The organism is Pseudomonas sp. FW306-02-D09B (assembly GCF_058782685.1).
In genome coordinates this window covers 504194-521433 of the sequence record NZ_JBYSXY010000001.1, presented here as the reverse complement: position 1 = coordinate 521433, position 17240 = coordinate 504194, and the positions used below count along the sequence as shown (strand labels likewise).

The following is a 17240-nucleotide window of genomic DNA, read 5'->3' as shown; positions in this document are numbered from 1 at the left end:
GAATGGCGGCACGTCTTCCGCTGACAATGCATAGCGTGTTTTACAGGCAGGTAGACCCTCTTCCTCCGGGGTCGGGCCAGGATGAGGTTGATGCGTGGTCACCCTCATGACTGGCCTTTCCCCGGAGAAAGAGGAATTTTTCAGATTAGTTCGATGCGGGTTCTGCCAGCAGCGACCAGACGTTCCAGCAGATCCGCCGGCCGGAACCACATCTCGCCGTATTCACCGAGCACGTGGCGATAGTGCCGGATGCCGGAAAGCACCTTGCCCAGTCCTAGCTGTTCGGCGTAGTGCATCGGACCGCCAAGATGGGCGGGAAAGCCGTAGCCGTTGATCCAGACCAGATCGATGTCGCTGGCGCGCAGGGCGATACCTTCGTCCAGCAACTGGATACCTTCGTTGATCAACATGAACAGACAGCGGTCATGGATTTCCTGATCTTCAATGGGTCGTCGGGGAACATCCAGCTCGTTGGCAAGGCGTTCCGCCAGCACGACGACCTCGTGGTCGTCCTTACGGTTGCGCCCTTCATAGAGGTAGAAACCTCGCCCGGTCTTCTGGCCGTATCGCCCCAGGGCATAGAGCTCCTCTGCGAGGCGGCAATAGCTTTCATCATGGGCAATGGCCGCGCGATTCGAGTCGCGTATCAGGAAACTCACGTCGATGCCGGCAAGGTCCAGCATGCTGAAGATTCCCATGTTCAGGTCTAGCGCGGTGAGCACTCCGTCCACCTGCGCCGGTGTGGCGCCCTCCAGCAGCAGACGATGGGCTTCTCGGGCATAAGGTTCGAGCATGCGATTGCCGATGAAACCAAAGCAGACACCGGAGATCACCGGCAGTTTGCCGATACGCTTGGCAATCCTCATGGTGGTAGCCAACACGTCTGGCGCGGTGGCCTTGCCGCGGACTACTTCTAGCAGGCGCATGACATTGGCCGGACTGAAGAAATGCAGGCCAATCACATCCTGCGGGCGGGAGACGGTTGCCGCAATGGCATCGACATCGAGTGACGAAGTGTTGGTAGCGAGGATGGCACCCGGTTTGCAAACCCTTTCGAGGTTGCGGAACACCTGCTGCTTGACCTCCATCTTTTCGAACACCGCCTCGATCACCAGGTCGGCGTCAGTAAGATCCTCGTAGTCGAGGGTGCCGAACAGCAGATCCATCCGTTGTTCCAGTTGTTCGGCGGTCATCTTTCCACGCCTGACGCTGATCTCGTAGTTCTTGCGGATTTGCATCAGGCCGTGATCCAGCGCATCACCCTTGAGTTCAAGCAAGGCTACAGGGATACCAGCGTTGGCGAAGTTCATGGCAATGCCACCACCCATGGTACCGGCTCCGACTATCGCAACCTTGTCGATCTTACGCAGCGTAATGTCGGCCTCGATGCCAGGAATGCGTCCGGCCTCGCGCTCAGCGAAGAACACATGGCGAAGCGCTTTCGACTGACGGGAAGCTTCGGCCTGCTTGAATAGTGTCAACTCTCGGGCCAGCCCCTCCTCCAGTGGCAGCAGGCAGGCGGCTTCCAGCGCAGAGAGCACCAGGCGCGGGGCCAGACGGCTATTCCAGCGAGGTTCATGTTCGGCACGATAGCGAGCGAGGAAATCGTCCGGCAAGTCCTCAGCCGGCTTCGGCCAGGCCTCTGCCGGCCGCGCTGGGGCGTAGCAGTCGATAAGCTCCCTGGCATAAGCGCGCGCCTCATCCAGCAACTGCTCGGCACTGGTGGCAATGCGGTCGAGGATTCCCAACATGCGAGCGCGTTCGGCGTCTATCTGTTCACCCGAAAGAATCAGATTCAGTGCCGATTCAGCGCCTATAAGCCTTGGCAGGCGCTGGGTCCCGCCAGCGCCGGGTAACAGGCCCAGGTTTATTTCCGACAAACCAACTCGAGTGCCCGGCTCACCCATCCGGTATCCACAGGCTAGGGCCAGCTCCAGGGCACCACCCAGCGCCAGCGTACCAATCGCAGCAATCAGCGGTTTGTGGATCTCGGTCAGGCGTACCAGCGTGCTAGGCAGGTCCGGCTCAGCAAAAAAGGCATCGGTGCCGAATTCCGTAATATCGGCGCCGACGCTAAACAGGCCATGCTCACCATAGAGAATAATGGCCTGCACGCTGATGTCAGCAGCAGCGCGTTCGCAGGCGTCGATGATGGCGGCGCGCAGAGATTGGCCGAGTGCGTTGATCGGCGGACAGTCCAGGCCGATCAGGGCCAAACCGTCTTCGAGACGGTAGTGGATCAGGTCGCACATTGGGGATCCTTAAGTTGCGTTAACAGGACTTCAAAAAAAGGGCTGATTGCCGGCGCAGAGCAAGCGCAAGTGCGCTCGTTGGCCTCTGGTCGTCAAAAATTTCTGAAGACTTCACCGATGCTGGCAACTGGATAATTCGACTGAGAGCTGGCGACGCGGCCCGAAACCGCTGAACCAAAGGCGCCAAATGAACCCAGTGAGTAGAAGGAATAGATGGAGTAAACGGCGAGAGACATAAACGCCATGGCCAGGCACGAAAAAAGGAATGGGCGCATCGAAAACCTCCGTCATTCGGCTGAAGCCGAATGCAGCGTCTTTTGTTATTGGGAGCTTCGATTCTGGGCACCGGCGGATGCAAAAGCTTGGCAGATCACGCCATAGATTGTGCAGATCATGACACTCAAGAGCGTCTGTATCCCTGCGACTGTGAGGTGTGACAGGTTAGAAACAAGGCCAACGTTTTGCTCATGAGTTCGGTGAGCGAATAATGTCTCAAATGAAGTATTTTCCTCCTGTTTTGTCGTTTTCGTTGAAGCAATGAGCTTTTCCGGCACAATGCTTGCCATTGAAATTTGATCCGAGACTTCCTGATGTCCCTGACTCCCCAAGACGAAAGACTCATCAAGGCGTTGGCTCTGGCCATCGTTGATCGCCCTCGGGCGACGCTCAAGGAACTGGCTGAAGCCGCTGGAGTGAGCAAGGCCACCCTGCACCGCTTCTGCGGCACCCGTGACAACTTGGTGCGGATGATGGAAAGCCACGGTGAGACGGTGCTGAACCAGATCACCACCACGACCGACCTGTTGCACGGCGAGCCGGTGCAGGCGCTACGTAGTCTGATCAATGAGCATTTGGCGCATCGTGAAATGCTGGTTTTCCTGCTCTTTCAATATCGCCCCGACACCTTCCCGGTAAATGGTGAGGGCGACCGTTGGCAATCTTATGCCGATGCCCTTGATGCATTCTTTCTGCGCGGCCAGCAATTGGGTGCCTTCCGCATCGATGTCACCGCAGCGGTCTTCACCGAACTGTTCCTGACCATGGTCTTCGGCATGGTCGATGCCGAGCGCCGTGGGCGCGCGGCCAGTGCCAACTCGGCCAATGTGCTGGAACAGATGTTCCTGCATGGCGCTGCCGGTGCAGCACGTCCCCAATAACCCCCACCCTGCTCTCCTGCAAAAAAAAACCCCGTGACCTATCGGTCTACGGGGCTAAAAAAAGGTTGGATGCGCCAACCCAAAGGAGCTCTTGCCAGGATTTATCTGACGCTTGCTTGCGGTGACCATCCCCCGCCCAGCGAACGGAACAGATCGACCAAGGCAATCTGCCGCTGAGTGCTGACCTCGATAAAGGCCGTCTCGTTGACGAAGCTGGTGCGCTGGGCATCGAGGTAACGCAGGTGACTGTCAATACCACCTTCATAGCGGGCCTTGGCCAGTTTCAGCGTCTCGCTGCTGGTATTGGCCAATGCGCGCCGAGCCGCCTCCTCCCGGCGCAAGGTGTCGGTAGCGGCCAGTGCATCGGCGACCTCGCGAAACGCCGTTTGAATCGTGCCCTCATACGCCGCCACGGCCGAGTCCTTGCGGGCTTCGGCCAGACTCAGCCCTGCGCTGTTGCGGCCGGCATCAAACAACGGCAGCGACAGGTTCGGCACAAAACTCCAGGACCGTGAGCCACCGTCGAACAAGCCGGACATTTGCGCGCTGGAAGTGCCGAAGCTCCCCGTAAGGCTGATGCGCGGAAAGAACGCCGCACGTGCAGCGCCAATGTCGGCATTGCGTGCCTGCAGACGATGCTCGGCGGCGAGAATGTCCGGTCGGCGTTCGATCAGCGTCGACGTGGTGTCAGGCGCGATGTCTTGAACCAGCATCGGCTCCTTCTGCAACCGTTCGGGAATCGACTTCGCCGCATCTTTGGTGCCGAGCAACAGAACCAGCGCGTTAAAAGCCTGTTGTTTCTGCCGCAGATTACTTTCCTGTTCTGCGCGCGATTGCTCCACCAGTCCCAGTGCTTCCTGGTAATCCAGCGCGGTCGCTGTACCGTTCGAGCGGCGCTGGCTGATCAGGACAAACGAGTACTCGCGGCTGATCAGGGTTTGTTGCGTCAGATCCAGGCGACGCTGGGCGCCATCGTGAACCAGATAAGCCTGGCTGACTTCGGCGATCAGTGCGATCTGCGCCGCGCGTGCGGCTTCTTCGGTGGCCAGGTACTCTTGCAATGCTGAGTCACTGAGGCTCTTCACCCGGCCGAACAGGTCCAGCTCGTATTCGGGCAGCGACAAACCGACCTGATAGCTGCTGGCAACCCCCGCCCGGCCGTCACTAGCCAGGTCCGCCGGCAAGCGCTGGCGATTACCCGCTGCGCTGGCATTCAACCCCGGTACCCGGTCGGCCCGCTGGATGCGGTATTGCGCCCGGGCTTGCTCGATATCCAGAAGCGTCTGGCGCAGTGAGCGGTTGTTGTCCAGAGCGATCACCACCAGGCGGCGCAAGTCGGGATCGACGATAAACGTCTGCCACACCAGTTGTTTGATCGGACTGCCGCGCTCGGCGGACTCACTCGTCCAGTTGTCTGCAACCGGCGCGACGGGCCGCTCATAAGTGGGCGCCAGCGAACAACCGCCCAGCAGCATGGCGATCACCAGCGTAGAAAAAGCTGAAATACGCATGAGTCACTCCTGAGTCAAAGCGGGTTGTTCAATGGGGGCCGGTTTACTGCGCAGCATCGACAGCACCCAGACAAAACAGATCGGTACGAACAGCACACCCAGCAAAGTCGCGCTGAGCATGCCGCCGATCACGCCAGTACCAATTGCACGCTGGCTCGCCGCGCCCGCACCGGTTGCCAACGCCAGCGGCACCACACCGAGAATGAAAGCCATGGAGGTCATGACAATCGGTCGGAAGCGCAGGCGTGCGGCCTCAATGGCTGCGTCGCGTAGGCTGTAACCCTTCTCCCAGAGCTCTTTGGCGAACTCGACGATGAGAATCGCGTTCTTCGCCGCCAGACCGATGATGGTGATCAGGCCAACCTTGAAGTACACGTCGTTGGGCAGCCCGACGACCATGACCGCAAGTACCGCACCAATCGCGCCGATTGGAACAATCAGCATCACCGTCAACGGAATCGCCCAGCTCTCGTAGAGCGCCACCAGCAACAGGAACACCACGAGGATGGCGAGCGCGAACAGTTGCGTCGCCTGGCCACTGGAGACCTTTTCCTGATAGGACAGGCCGGTCCATTCGTAGCTAAAACCCGCCGGCAACGCCGCGGCGATTCTCTCCATTTCTGCCATCGCCTGACCAGTACTGAAACCGGGTGCCGCATCACCAACGATACGGATCGTCGGATAGCCGTTATAGCGCACCACTTGCACCGGACCTTCCTCCCAGTGGGTGGTGACGAAGGCGCTGAGCGGCACCAGATCGCCCGCACTGTTGTGCACGTACAGTTTGAGTACGCTTTCCGGGGTCATCCGGTCGCCCTGCTCAGCCTGCACCACCACACGCTGCTGACGGCCGGCGTTGGTGAAGTCGTTGATCACCTCCGAACCGAATGCGGCTGACAATGCACTGCTGATCGACTCGAAACTCACACCCAGGGTGCGGGCCTTGTCACGGTCGATCACCACCCGCAATTGCGGCGACTCGGCCAGGCCTTCCATCATTGCGTAGAGGATTTTCGGGTTGCCATTGGCCTGCCCGAGCAACTGGTCGCGGGCTGCGATCAATGCTTCGCGGCCCAGGCCGGCGCGATCCTGCAGGCGAAGCGCAAAACCACCGGAGTTCCCCAGGCCATCAATCGGTGGCGGAGGCACCGCCATCACTGCGCCGTCGTTGGTCACGGCAAATTGCTCGTTCAGCGCCATGACTTCCGCCATGGCCGATTGATCTTCGCCACGCAGCGACCAATCCTTGAACACCGGGAATGCCAGCGCCGCGTTGTCGCCCATCCCGGAAAAGCTGAAGCCTGATACCAGAAAAGTCGACTTGACCGCCTCACGGGAGGCGAGATACCGCTCCAGTTGTTCACCGGTGGCTTCGGTACGAGTTCGGGTCGCGCCCGGCGGCAACTGGACGTCGACGATCATGTAGCCTTGGTCCTCCACGGGCACAAACGACTCCGGCAAGCGCAGATAGAAGTAACCGAGCATCGCGATAATGCCCACGTACACCAACATCATCCGGCCAGCACGCGACACCAGCCCGTTGTTCAGGATCGAGTAACGCTCGGTGAGCCGGGCAAAGCCACGGTTGAAGGCGCCGAAGAAACCGCGTTTCTCATGGTGTCCCTGAGGAATCGGCTTGAGCAGCGTGGCACACAGCGCCGGAGTGAACGTCAGCGCCAGGAAGCCCGAGAACAGAATCGATACCGCCAGCGACACCGAGAACTGTTGGTAGATCACACCCACCGAGCCGGACATGAACGCCAGTGGCATGAACACCGCCGACAGCACCAAGGTGATGCCGATGATCGCTCCCGATACTTGCCCCATCGCTTTGACTGTGGCGTCGACCGGAGACAGCCCCTCCTCGGCCATGATCCGTTCAACGTTCTCCACTACTACGATGGCGTCGTCCACCAGAATGCCGATCGCGAGCACCATGCCGAACATGGTCATCATGTTCACCGAGAAGCCCAGCAGGTACATCATCAGCAGCGTGCCCAGCAAACACACCGGCACCACAATCGACGGGATCAACGTGTAGCGGATGTTCTGCAAGAACAGGAACATCACTAGGAATACCAGCACCATCGCCTCGATCAAGGTATGGATCACCTTCTCGATAGCAACATCGACGAAACGCGAAGTGTCATAGGGTACGGAATATTCCACGTCGTCCGGGAAGTAGGCCGACAGTTCGGCCAGGCGTTCCTTGACTGCCGTCGCGGTCTGGATCGCGTTGGCGCCGGGGGACAACTGGATCGCCGCCGCCACCGCCGGTCTGCCGTTCAGACGCGAGTTGAAGTTGTAACTCTCCTGGCCGACTTCCACGCGAGCGACATCCGCCAGTTTGACCGTCGAGCCGTCCTCGTTGGCGCGCAGAACGATGCGTGCGAATTCTTCCGGATTATCCAGAGTACCTTTCACCGCCAGCGTGGCAGTCAGTTCCTGCTGGCTGCTAGTCGGCGTACTGCCGAAGCTGCCGGCCGGCACCTGCACGTTTTGCCCGCGGATGGCTGTACTCACGTCATCAATAGATAGCCCGTAACCCACCAGTTTCTGCGGGTCGATCCAGATGCGCATGGCTGCTTCAGAAGAGAAGAATTGCAGCTTGCCGACGCCGGGCACCCGGCGCAGTTCGTTGTTGATGTTGCGCGCGGCATAGTCACCCAGAGCGGTAGTATCGCTGTGCTGGGTGCCTTCCTTGTAGTTGAGCGCATAGATCAGCAGGAAACCGGCGCTGGTCTGTTCCACCTCCAGCCCTTGGGTGAGCACGGCTTGCGGCATGCGTGCTTCGGCCTTTTTCAGGCGGTTTTGCACGTCAACCTGGGCGAGCTGCGGATCAGTGCCGGGCTGGAACGTAACAGCAATCTCGGCGATGCCGTTGGAGTTGTTGGTCGACTCGAAATACAGCAGGTTCTTGGCACCATTGAGCGACTCCTCGATCACGCTGGTGACCGAGTCCACCAGCACTTTCGCAGAGGCACCGGGATAGGTCGCCGTCACCTTGATTTGCGGCGGGGCAACGTTGGGATACTGCGCCACCGGCAGCATCGGGATGACCAGCAGACCGGCCAGAGAGATGAACAACGCCATCACCCAGGCAAAGTTCGGACGCTTGATGAAAAACTGAGACATCGGAAAATCCTCGCGGCGACTGCGCCCTTACTGTTTCGACTCAGGCGACTGAGCCTGGGCGTGGGATTGGCCAGGCGCGACCTTGGCACCCGGTTGCAGACCGGCAAGGCCGCCGACAATCACTTGATCGCCCGCCTTCAATCCCTCACTGATCTGCCAGCGAGAACCCTGCATGGCACCGGTGACCACAATGCGTGACTCGACCCGGTTGTCTGCGCCGACCACCATCACCTGGGCGCCGCCATCGCTGCCGCGTTGCACCGATCGTTGCGGCACGAGAATGGCCTGGTTGTCAGTACCTTGTGGCGTGCGCACGCGCACGAACATTCCCGGCAATAAGACTCCGTCGGTATTGGCGAACTTGCCGCGCAACGACACTTGGCCGGTGCCGCGATCTACCGCAACGTCGGTAAACATTAGCGCGCCCTGGCGCTCGTAAGGTGTGCCCTCGACCCGAATCGACAGCGCTTTGTTGTCGTCGGCGGAGAGTTTTCCGCCCTTGAGCGATTCGCGCAGACGCAGCGCATCGGCAGCTGACTGGGTGAAATCGACATAGACCGGATCAAGTTGCTGAATCCGCGCCATCAACGTCGCATCACCCTGGCCAACCAAAGCCCCTTCGGTTACCAGCGCGCGGCCGACTCGGCCGGAAATCGGTGCAGTTACCGAGGCATAACCGAGGTTCAACCGGGCGCTTTGCAGATCGGCCTGGGCCGAACGGGTTGCCGCCTGAGCGCTTCGCAGGTCGGCCATGGCACTGTCAAAATCCTGTTGGCTGACCGCCTCGATCTTCACCAGCGGTTCATAGCGTTTGACCCGCGCCTGTGCCTCAAGCACAACGGACTGGGTGCGAGCCAACTCACCCTCGGCGCGCGATAAAGCCGCTTTGAGCGGTGCCGGGTCGATCTGGAACAGCAGGTCTCCGGCTTTGACGTCAGCGCCCTCTTCAAATCGCTTTTGCATCACGATGCCGGGCACCCGTGCACGCACTTCGGCGACCCGCATGGGTTCCACCCTACCCGGGAGCTCCGAAGTCAGCGCCAGAGGCTCAGTCTTCACCGCCACCACTTCTACCGGGCGCGCCACTTCGGCCACACCCGCTTGATCATTCGCCGGCCCACATCCGGCCAGCGCAATGGCTGCTGCCAGCGAGCCCGCCATCCCTACTGCACGCAAATTGCCCATAACTCACCCAAAGCTTGATTGAATTTGGTGCGAATGCTACTTTCGAAACCCTAATGAGTCAATATTGTCTCATATGAGAAATATGAGAACCTTGTATGAACATCGCTTGAGGCTTGGTGATGAACCCGATTTCCCATGAAGAACATCTGCTCAAGACGCTGACCGTGGCGGTCGTCAACCGGCCGCGGGCGACGATGAAGGAGTTGGCGCAATTGGCAGGCGTAAGCAAGGCGACCCTGCACCGCTTCTGCGGAACACGGGAAAATCTGGGGCAGCGACTGGAGGAATACGCCGAAGGTACGCTCAATCTGATTATCCGCAGCGCTGGTTTACAGCACCGGGAGCCGCTGGACGCGCTGCGTCGATTGATCCGGGAGCACCTGGCCCATCGAGAACTGCTGGCCTTTCTGATGGCGCAATACCGCCCTGACTTCCTCGACTTCGAACGGGGTGACACACGCTGGCAGTTTTACCTGGAGGCGCTGGATGGGTTCTTCCTGAGAGGTCAGCAAAAAGGGCTGTTTCGCATCGACATCACCGCGGCGATTTTTACCGAGCTGTTCATCACGCTGGTCTACGGCCTGGTGGATGCCGAACAGCGCGGACGTGCAGCCAACGCCGATTCGGCACGAACGCTTGAGCAGATGTTCCTGCATGGAGCGCTGTCTGGCGGCGAGTTCCGCGAGCGCTCATCTGTGCAGGAAAGAACGCTTTAGTCCTCAGAAATGCGTGAAGGCATCGCTGATGCTGGCAACCGGTGGGTGATTGGAATGATGAACAACAGTGTGATTAGCGGGCCGAGGCTGAAAATAAAGCGCACCCGAAATCAGCGCAACCACCAGGAAAGCGAACAGGAACCGATGCATCGAATACCTCCATCGTCCAGCCTTGGGCCGAACGCAGGTCTTTTGTTATTGGTGGTTCGAGTCTGGTCTCAGGACAAGGGTGAAAGCTTTGCAGATCGCGCCAGCGTTTTTGCAAATCGTGCCAGTGCTCCCTTGGCCGCAGGCTGTGCTTCATTCGGGGGATCGATATGATGTCCACTGTCCGTGGCACTGCTCTGCTGGGGTTCAAGGAGTTCGCTGTCAGTCAGGGCATCGATCCGGATTCGGCGCTGGCTGAGGTCGATCTGCCCGTAGACCCGCTGGATGCGCACCTTTCCGGCGCTCAGTTCAACGCCTTGGTCGAATTGTGTGCCGTGCGTTCGAACAATCCGCTGTTTGGCTTACAGTTCGGCTTACGCCAGGGCACGCAAAGTCTCGGCACCCTGCTGTACGCCATGCGCAGTACAGGCAACGTGGGCGAGGCGCTGAATTTACTGACACGTTATTTCCATATACATAGCGACGGAGCGCTAGTGCGCCTTGAACGTCAGGCTGGCAACGCCCTGCTCCTGTATGAAATCACCGATGGAGCGTTGGTCTCGGTGCGTCAGACGGTGGAGTTGGCGATGGGAATTGCCGCTTGTTTGCTCCGCGAACTGTTGGGGCACGCCTGGAGGCCGCGAGGTCTGATGTTGCGCCATTATGCCCCGGCAAACCGCAGTGCCTATCGCGCGTTGCTGGGTGTACCTCCGCGCTTTGACAGCCCCGTCAATGCCTGGGTGTTTGATGAGTCATTGCTGGCGATACCTCTGGGTTCGACGGATGTCAGGTGTCAGCAATTGGCCCAGCAACACATCGATGAGCTGGCGCGCGTGACGTTGCAAGAACTGCCGTCTTATGTGCAGAAACTGCTGCGCAACAGGCTTGCCATTGGCCCGGTCACGCTTCGCGAGATTGCCGAGCACATGATGATCAGCCCGCGCACCTTGCAACGCTATCTTCTGGCGCAAGGCACGGGATTTCAGGAACTGCTGGACAACACGCGACAGGCAATGGCTGCTCGTTACATCTGCGACTCGTCGATCAGCCTGACGCAGTTGGCTAGTCTGTTGGGTTACGCCGACCTGAGCGCATTCTCCCGTGCTTTCACTCGCTGGAATGGCATCAGCCCGCAAAAGTGGCAGCAGCGCATGCAGCAAACTCATCGGTAAATGACATGGTTTCCAATCCGTTCATTCGTGCACTCAGCCTGACGGGATTCGATCAATTCGCCCGCCGTCAGGGCCTGGACCCGAGCCAGATGCTGCGTAGAGCTTCTCTACCTGTGGCTTCGCTGCAGCGCCCGGAAGATATCCTGTCCTTCCAGCACTATTGCGGCTTGCTGGAGCTGTGCCAACAACGTTCGAATAACCCGTTGTTCGGCCTGGAATTTGGGCTCTATCAAGGGATCGACGTCTTCGGTGATATTTTTTTCCTGATTTACAACACCCGAACCATCGGTGATGCCTTGCTTGAGCTGCGCGCCAATTTCGCGTTCTACAACGGCGCGGCGCACATCGACCTGGAGGTTGTCGACGGCGCCGCGTTGCTTGGTTACCGGACCGATGAGGTGGCGATTGGCGGATTGCCTCAAGCAGAAGAACTGGCGTGTGGTGTCGGTATACAACTGATGCGGACCTTGGCCGGGGATCAATGGCAGCCCGAGGCGGTAATGCTCCGTCACGCGCCCCTTGCAGACGAGTTCGTCTATCGGCAGGCGCTGGGCATCACCCCGACCTTCTCTGCAGCGCACACCGGTCTGCTATTCGACGCTTGCGTGCTGGCGCAACCGCTGGATTGCGCCAGTGAAACCCTGCATCAACTCATCGCTCAACATCTGTCCGGTATGGAGCGCTTGTCGGCAGACGAGATGCCCGGCTACGTCAGGCAATTGCTGCGCAATCTGTTGCCCAGCGGACGTGCGACGATCGACAAAGTGGCCGACTGCATGGCGCTCAACCCTCGTACTTTGCAGCGTCGCCTGGAGCTAGAAAACACGTCCTTTCAGCAATTGCTGGATGAGACACGCCAGCAATTGGTGCGCAATTACCTGCAAGTCCCGTCGATGAGCCTGACGCAAGTGGCACAACTGTTGGGTTATGCGGATGTCAGCACTTTCTCGCGGGCGTTTCATCGCTGGTTTGGTGTGTCTGCACTGGAGTGGTGTAGACAGGCTGGGTTGCGCAGGCAGCCGTTGCTGCTTCAGAACCGATTGAAAGGTCGATCGTGAATGTTTTCCTGCGGACCTGCGATTTATCAGCCAGGGGTGATAGCCAGATATCGACAACAATCGAACTCTTCTACCGAGAGTCTGCTTTCGGCTGAGGGCTGCCCTTCGTGACAGGCTGCTACCAGCCAAAAGCTGCCGGTGGTAACGGGCAGAAAACGGCCAATAGCTGACGTTTAGAGCAGGGAAAATAAATCTCTCTCCTATTAGCATTGATCAGTTGGCCGCAGCGACCGCACTGGCACCGCGTGGCCCGCTCATCAAATTCCGGAAGTTGGGTTTAGATAGTCATCCACGGGCAAATTGCCATTATCTGAGCTATACACATCCTTCATGGACATCCCATCCGGAGGGATATATAAATGCATAACGCCGCGCCAATACGTCTGCTACCAGGCATCTGCGGATTTCGCCCAGAGTCGTCACGTGTTTCATTCTTTGTAGTTGCGCTGTCGCTAGCAGCGTCGTCCGGGCCAGCAAGTGCTTATGACATGAACCCTGTCGATGTTGATTGCTGGGGCTTAGAAACGCTCTGCCCCGCAACCAAATTGACGTCCAACATGAAGCAGCCCGTTCATGAGACCCTGACGCTGCTGGCTTACGACTATTACACGCATCCGGAATTGGCAGCGGGGGGCCGGGCAAAAACGTCAGCGGACAATCTGCGCAAAAGCGGAATTTTCAGAGATCTGGTTTTGGGCAGTGAGTGGAATGACGATCCCGACTCGCTACTCAGACAAAACATCGTGAAGGCCGTGCAGTGGAATGCACTCTTCAAAAACGCCCAGGAACAGGCGCGGTGTAAGAAGGATAGTGGCCAGGCTTTTTGCAAGAACGTTGCTATTACCGACACCCCCATGATGTTGTACCGTAGCCACTTCGGTGACTTCCAATTCCTCCACGCCATGGCCTCCCAACCATCTGAGTCTGCCCAGGAAACTAAAGACAAGATCATGGCGTGGGCGAAATTCACCTACACCCTTTCGATCTCCTCCAATGACTTCAGCAATGAGACCATCGACGGCCCCGTAATCTCATCGTTTTCCACAATTTCGGCCACGCTACTGAGGCAAGGTTGGACTGTGGGGGCATTGTTTGATCCGGTTCCAGGAGGGGAGTGGGAGAGTTCGTATAATCCGCTGAAGCTGGGTAGGTTTAAACCGTCCAGTGTTCCGAGGGCACAGGTTAAATATGCAGCACTGGTACAAGGGGCAAGCGTTAAACATATCGCCTTAGGTTCATTGTTACATATGGTTCAGGACTCCTATTCGGATGCCCATGTAGAACGAGAGGAAGGCTGTAATCCGCTAAGTAAACAGCGCTATGGAATAATCTCTTTCAGGGATTATGTGGCTCAATCGAGTGCTGATCACGGGCTCGCTGACGTTCGCCCTGATTGGTTAGACGCCGGGGATTTGGAGAAAAACAATCCGGTTTGGGCCTCGGCGCAACTTATCCAGTACTCATTCAAGAAAGTGGCGTGGGACAAGGGCGTAGAGCAGTTTCTCGACAAAGAGGTTTTCCCGCTGACGAACCCAAGCAATCCTTCCTCGACTGGTGATCGCAAATGCTATTTGGGCACCAGTTAGTGGTAGCACTCAAGCCAGTCGGGGAAACTGCTCAACTGGAAAAAGGCGAAAAAAGGGGACGGATTTACTTCTCTATACTGTGCACAAAAAATAGATATGTCCTCTTTTTCATCGGATCTGGTGGCGCGATATGGTGGTGAAGAGATGAGGGCCATCATGCCCAATATAGACAGCGAAAGGGCGCAGATTGTGGCACAGCTTAACCTCGACCGATTGAAGCAAGAGAACATTTCCCACGAAGCCAGTCGTCCATTGGGGCAAGTGAGTGTCAGCATAGGGATTGCCGCTGCCGCGGGTTCCCGACTGGGCCCGTATAACCAGCCTCGAAATGTTCCTGGCTGCCAATCCGACCATCGATTAGCTAGGTACTAGCCGTGCCGACGGTTATTGCAGGCAGAATTCGGACTGGGCAAGTTTGTAGATCGGGTTTTCGAGCCGCTGGAACTTGCAATAGTAAAGGTGCTCGCGCTTGCGGCCGTTCATGCTCGTGTACTGTCTGGATTGCAAATAGGTGAATTCGGATTTTGGGAATTGCGATTGTAGTTCGGTAAGAAATGCATTGCAGAACTCCGGGCTGCTGGATTTCTTTGTCTGCCACTCGCCCAGTTTTTCGACTGTCACATTCAGGTCATAACCCTCGATGCCGTGGATCTTCCTCCTGCATGCAGGGAAGGTAGCGCAACTGCCGTATGTGACGGATTGGGCACCGGCCTGGTCAAGGAACGGCTTGGCGTAGTAGATCGGGATAACGTACGAGACCAACTGGCTAGATTTTTTGTAGGCGACTGAGATGCCGATGACCGTGCCATTGCTGCCAAACACGGGGCCGCCACTGTTGCCCTCGTTCAGTGCCAGATTGGTTTGCCACCAAGGCTTGTAGACGCCATCGACCTCGGCCAATTCCGCTGTTTTCATACCGTTGGGTATCATCGCCAGCTCCCACCCGGCATACCCCAGAGCCATCAAGGGGGCTGCCATCGGCGTTGGCACGGCCGTGCCGATCGCAACGCTCTGCCAGCTCTCGCCATTGTCGCGCGGGGGTAATTGCAGCAAGGCGATATCGTTGGCCCTGTCACGCGCGACCACCGTGGCCCCCACGCTGCTGGCCCCCCTGCTGCCGACCTTGACATCGATCGTTTCAGATTCGACCGTGACATTTCCCACCGGGCGGATGACATGGTCGTTAGTGATGACCAGCCCCGATTCGGAGACGATGAAACCCGAGCCGCTGCTTTCACAATTGCCATCGCCATTGGCCAGGACGCAGGTGTAGTGGATGCGTGTCGTGGCGTCCCTGTTGCTCTCGAATAGGCAGCTGTCTTCCATGGCGTGCGCGCTACTCAGGGAAACGGCCGCCAACAGCAGCGCAGTCGCGAGTTGATTCATGCCGCCCATGCGTCGCTTCCTTCAGGGAGTGAGGTCCAGTCGCGAGAGAGGCTTGTAGCCCGCCCGCATCAACTCAGCTTCGCTGTACGACCGACGGCAAACGCCGCCGCAGGACGCATTGGCCGCTGATTCGATCACGGTATGGAAGCGTCCTTTCGGGCCGTTTGCGGTGCTTTCGAGAAGCCGAACATGTGACCCGGACTTGTTGACGATGTCGCCGGGCCGCAGGTCCTCCCAGAGCACCGCGGCGCTTACTTTGGCATCTAGCAGGCTACGTGTTGTGTAGTAGGCCCCTGTTTGCCAGGCGTAGGAGACCAAGCCTGAACAGTCCAGGCCCGTCGCGCCTGGATAGACGCAATTGGAATTGCGGCATGTACAGTCCGAGCCCGCCAGCCTGCCGTCATTGAGGTGCTGCTTGAAGGTATCGAGTGAACTGGCGTAACCGCCCCAGCGGTAGGGAATGGCCGTGACTTCCTTCTCCAGCAGCGCATCCAGCCGGCTGGGGCGGTGCCAGATATTGGCCGTGGGGTTACAGAGGTTGGGAACCCCGGCGCGGCTGTAATTATTGGCATGCATGACCCACTTCAGTTCCAGCGCCTCGCGCGCTTTTTTCAAAATGCTCTGGCGGCTGATCTGCTGCAGGGCGACCAAGCCGACGGCGCTGGTTCCGTTCAACTGCTCCAACTGCTTGAGTGTGTCCTGTTCCGAGGCGATCAGCGCCACATCGGTGGGCCGGGCAATGGCCACCGGCTTGGCGGTACCGACTTTGGAAAACACCATGGGCTCAATGGTGACTTTCCCATCCTTTGCGAATGAAAGGCTGACGACCACACCGTTAGTCAATCGCGCGAAGGGGCGGCGGATATTACACGCGTAGGCATCGGGCGGTATGTACGCCTCGGTGGTGGGCGTGCCTTGCGCATCGGTTGTGATCAGGCGCACGAAGCTCAGTTCTTCAGGCGCTTTCACGGTTTCCTGCGTCGCAATCAGGGCGCCGTCATTGGCGCTCGCCCAGAGCATGCGCACATCGACCAGGCGTCGCTGCGAGGAAACGCTCGCCTGCTTGAACCCTGTGGTGGACAGTGCATTGCTGCCCACTGCAAGCGTGGGCTTTTCCAGTTTGAAATCAAAGGACGCCGCGGCCACCTGGCCTGGGTCGTTGAGCGCTCCCAACAGCTTGCTGTCGATATCGATGGGCACCTGTTTGCCGGCGAGGTTCTCGAGCGTGAGCTGGCTGTCCGACAGCACCACGAAGCGGGGCGCGCCCGACTCGGGGTCGTAGCCGGTGGACGCGCGCGAGCTGACCTTGGCCGGCGCTGAAACCAGGGCCACGTCGCCCAGCGCGCCGGCCACCACATAGCCGGACGTCGTCGCGATCAAATCGACGGGGTCGAGCAAGTCGGAGGGCAGTTTGATTTCCGTGGCTACCTTTGTACCGACGATCAAGATCTTCTGGTTGACGCTGTCCAGAATGGCCAGTTGGCCATCGGGGCCAGGGGCGATGGTGGCCGGCCCCCTGCATTCTTCGTTGGGAATGCGCTCAACACCGACCTGGCCGACGCCATTACCTATTGGCAAGTCAAGCGGACCGGTGATTTGAGCTTGAGCGGCGGTGGATGGAAGTATGGTAGCTAGCAATACAACCCCGCAGCAAAACCTGGTGAGCATAGAGCCTCCCACTGGCTATAGCGTAAATGCCGTTTACTGCTGGCGCGTACTGTCAGTAGGCTAGCACTGCTTCCGTTTTCCTCAAGGTGAGATAGCGAAAAAAGGTCATGTAGTTCCGAGCGATGTTCGATTGCATGGTAATGATAAATGTACGGGTCAATGACAAGCGGCGACGGTCTCGCTCTCTAGATGGGTCATTGAATGCAATCACCTTCAGGAGCCCGACACTCATGCCCGAGTGCGTCAGTCATAACGCTGAAACTCCTA

General features: G+C 58.4%; 12 protein-coding genes and 1 pseudogene. 6 read left to right on the top strand and 7 right to left on the bottom strand.

Translation table 11 applies throughout. The features are described 5' to 3' along the window. Nucleotides 1–140 precede the first annotated feature (140 nt). Entirely contained in the window at nucleotides 141–2252 is a 2112-nt protein-coding gene (locus AC3WK5_RS02495) for a 3-hydroxyacyl-CoA dehydrogenase NAD-binding domain-containing protein (protein ID WP_103318879.1), read from the bottom strand. 590 nt (nucleotides 2253–2842) lie between these two features. On the opposite strand from AC3WK5_RS02495, the gene AC3WK5_RS02490 reads away from it, so the two are divergent. Next, complete coding sequence (locus tag AC3WK5_RS02490) at nucleotides 2843–3409, top strand: TetR/AcrR family transcriptional regulator (protein WP_103318883.1); 567 nt, start codon at nucleotides 2843–2845, stop codon at nucleotides 3407–3409. Nucleotides 3410–3510: 101 nt separating this feature from the next. Here AC3WK5_RS02490 and AC3WK5_RS02485 read toward each other — a convergent pair whose 3' ends face one another. The 3 genes from AC3WK5_RS02485 to AC3WK5_RS02475 are packed head-to-tail and all read right to left on the bottom strand — an operon-like array spanning nucleotide 3511 to nucleotide 9240. Further along, complete coding sequence (locus AC3WK5_RS02485) at nucleotides 3511–4920, bottom strand: efflux transporter outer membrane subunit (RefSeq protein ID WP_103318885.1); 1410 nt, start codon at nucleotides 4918–4920, stop codon at nucleotides 3511–3513. Nucleotides 4921–4923: 3 nt separating this feature from the next. Further along, nucleotides 4924–8055, bottom strand: coding sequence for a multidrug efflux RND transporter permease subunit (locus tag AC3WK5_RS02480; protein ID WP_103318887.1), 3132 nt, complete (start codon nucleotides 8053–8055; stop codon nucleotides 4924–4926). Between the two features lie 27 nt (nucleotides 8056–8082). Next, nucleotides 8083–9240 (bottom strand): MexC family multidrug efflux RND transporter periplasmic adaptor subunit, encoded by a 1158-nt coding sequence (locus tag AC3WK5_RS02475; protein WP_103318889.1) that lies wholly within the window; start codon nucleotides 9238–9240, stop codon nucleotides 8083–8085. Between the two features lie 119 nt (nucleotides 9241–9359). On the opposite strand from AC3WK5_RS02475, the gene AC3WK5_RS02470 reads away from it, so the two are divergent. Further along, nucleotides 9360–9956, top strand: a complete 597-nt coding sequence (locus tag AC3WK5_RS02470; RefSeq protein ID WP_103318891.1) for a TetR/AcrR family transcriptional regulator — start codon at nucleotides 9360–9362, stop codon at nucleotides 9954–9956. Nucleotides 9957–9959: 3 nt separating this feature from the next. Here the strand turns inward: AC3WK5_RS02470 and AC3WK5_RS02465 are convergent, their stop codons facing one another. Further along, entirely contained in the window at nucleotides 9960–10106 is a 147-nt protein-coding gene (locus tag AC3WK5_RS02465; RefSeq protein ID WP_177474719.1) for a hypothetical protein, read from the bottom strand. Between the two features lie 167 nt (nucleotides 10107–10273). On the opposite strand from AC3WK5_RS02465, the gene AC3WK5_RS02460 reads away from it, so the two are divergent. The 4 genes and pseudogenes from AC3WK5_RS02460 to AC3WK5_RS02445 all read left to right on the top strand — a co-directional run. Then, a complete protein-coding gene (locus AC3WK5_RS02460; RefSeq protein ID WP_103318893.1) occupies nucleotides 10274–11275 on the top strand; it encodes an AraC family transcriptional regulator in 1002 nt (333 codons plus the stop codon). 5 nt (nucleotides 11276–11280) lie between these two features. Then, entirely contained in the window at nucleotides 11281–12333 is a 1053-nt protein-coding gene (locus tag AC3WK5_RS02455) for an AraC family transcriptional regulator (protein ID WP_103318895.1), read from the top strand. Between the two features lie 359 nt (nucleotides 12334–12692). Then, a complete protein-coding gene (locus tag AC3WK5_RS02450; RefSeq protein WP_146039829.1) occupies nucleotides 12693–13919 on the top strand; it encodes a hypothetical protein in 1227 nt (408 codons plus the stop codon). A 27-nt stretch (nucleotides 13920–13946) separates the two neighbouring features. After that, nucleotides 13947–14225, top strand: a pseudogene (locus AC3WK5_RS02445) (diguanylate cyclase); the annotation flags it as partial. Between the two features lie 78 nt (nucleotides 14226–14303). Here the strand turns inward: AC3WK5_RS02445 and AC3WK5_RS02440 are convergent. Next, complete coding sequence (locus AC3WK5_RS02440) at nucleotides 14304–15314, bottom strand: S1C family serine protease (protein ID WP_103318899.1); 1011 nt, start codon at nucleotides 15312–15314, stop codon at nucleotides 14304–14306. 12 nt (nucleotides 15315–15326) lie between these two features. Continuing rightward, complete coding sequence (locus AC3WK5_RS02435) at nucleotides 15327–16973, bottom strand: NlpC/P60 family protein (protein WP_103318901.1); 1647 nt, start codon at nucleotides 16971–16973, stop codon at nucleotides 15327–15329. Nucleotides 16974–17240 lie beyond the last annotated feature (267 nt).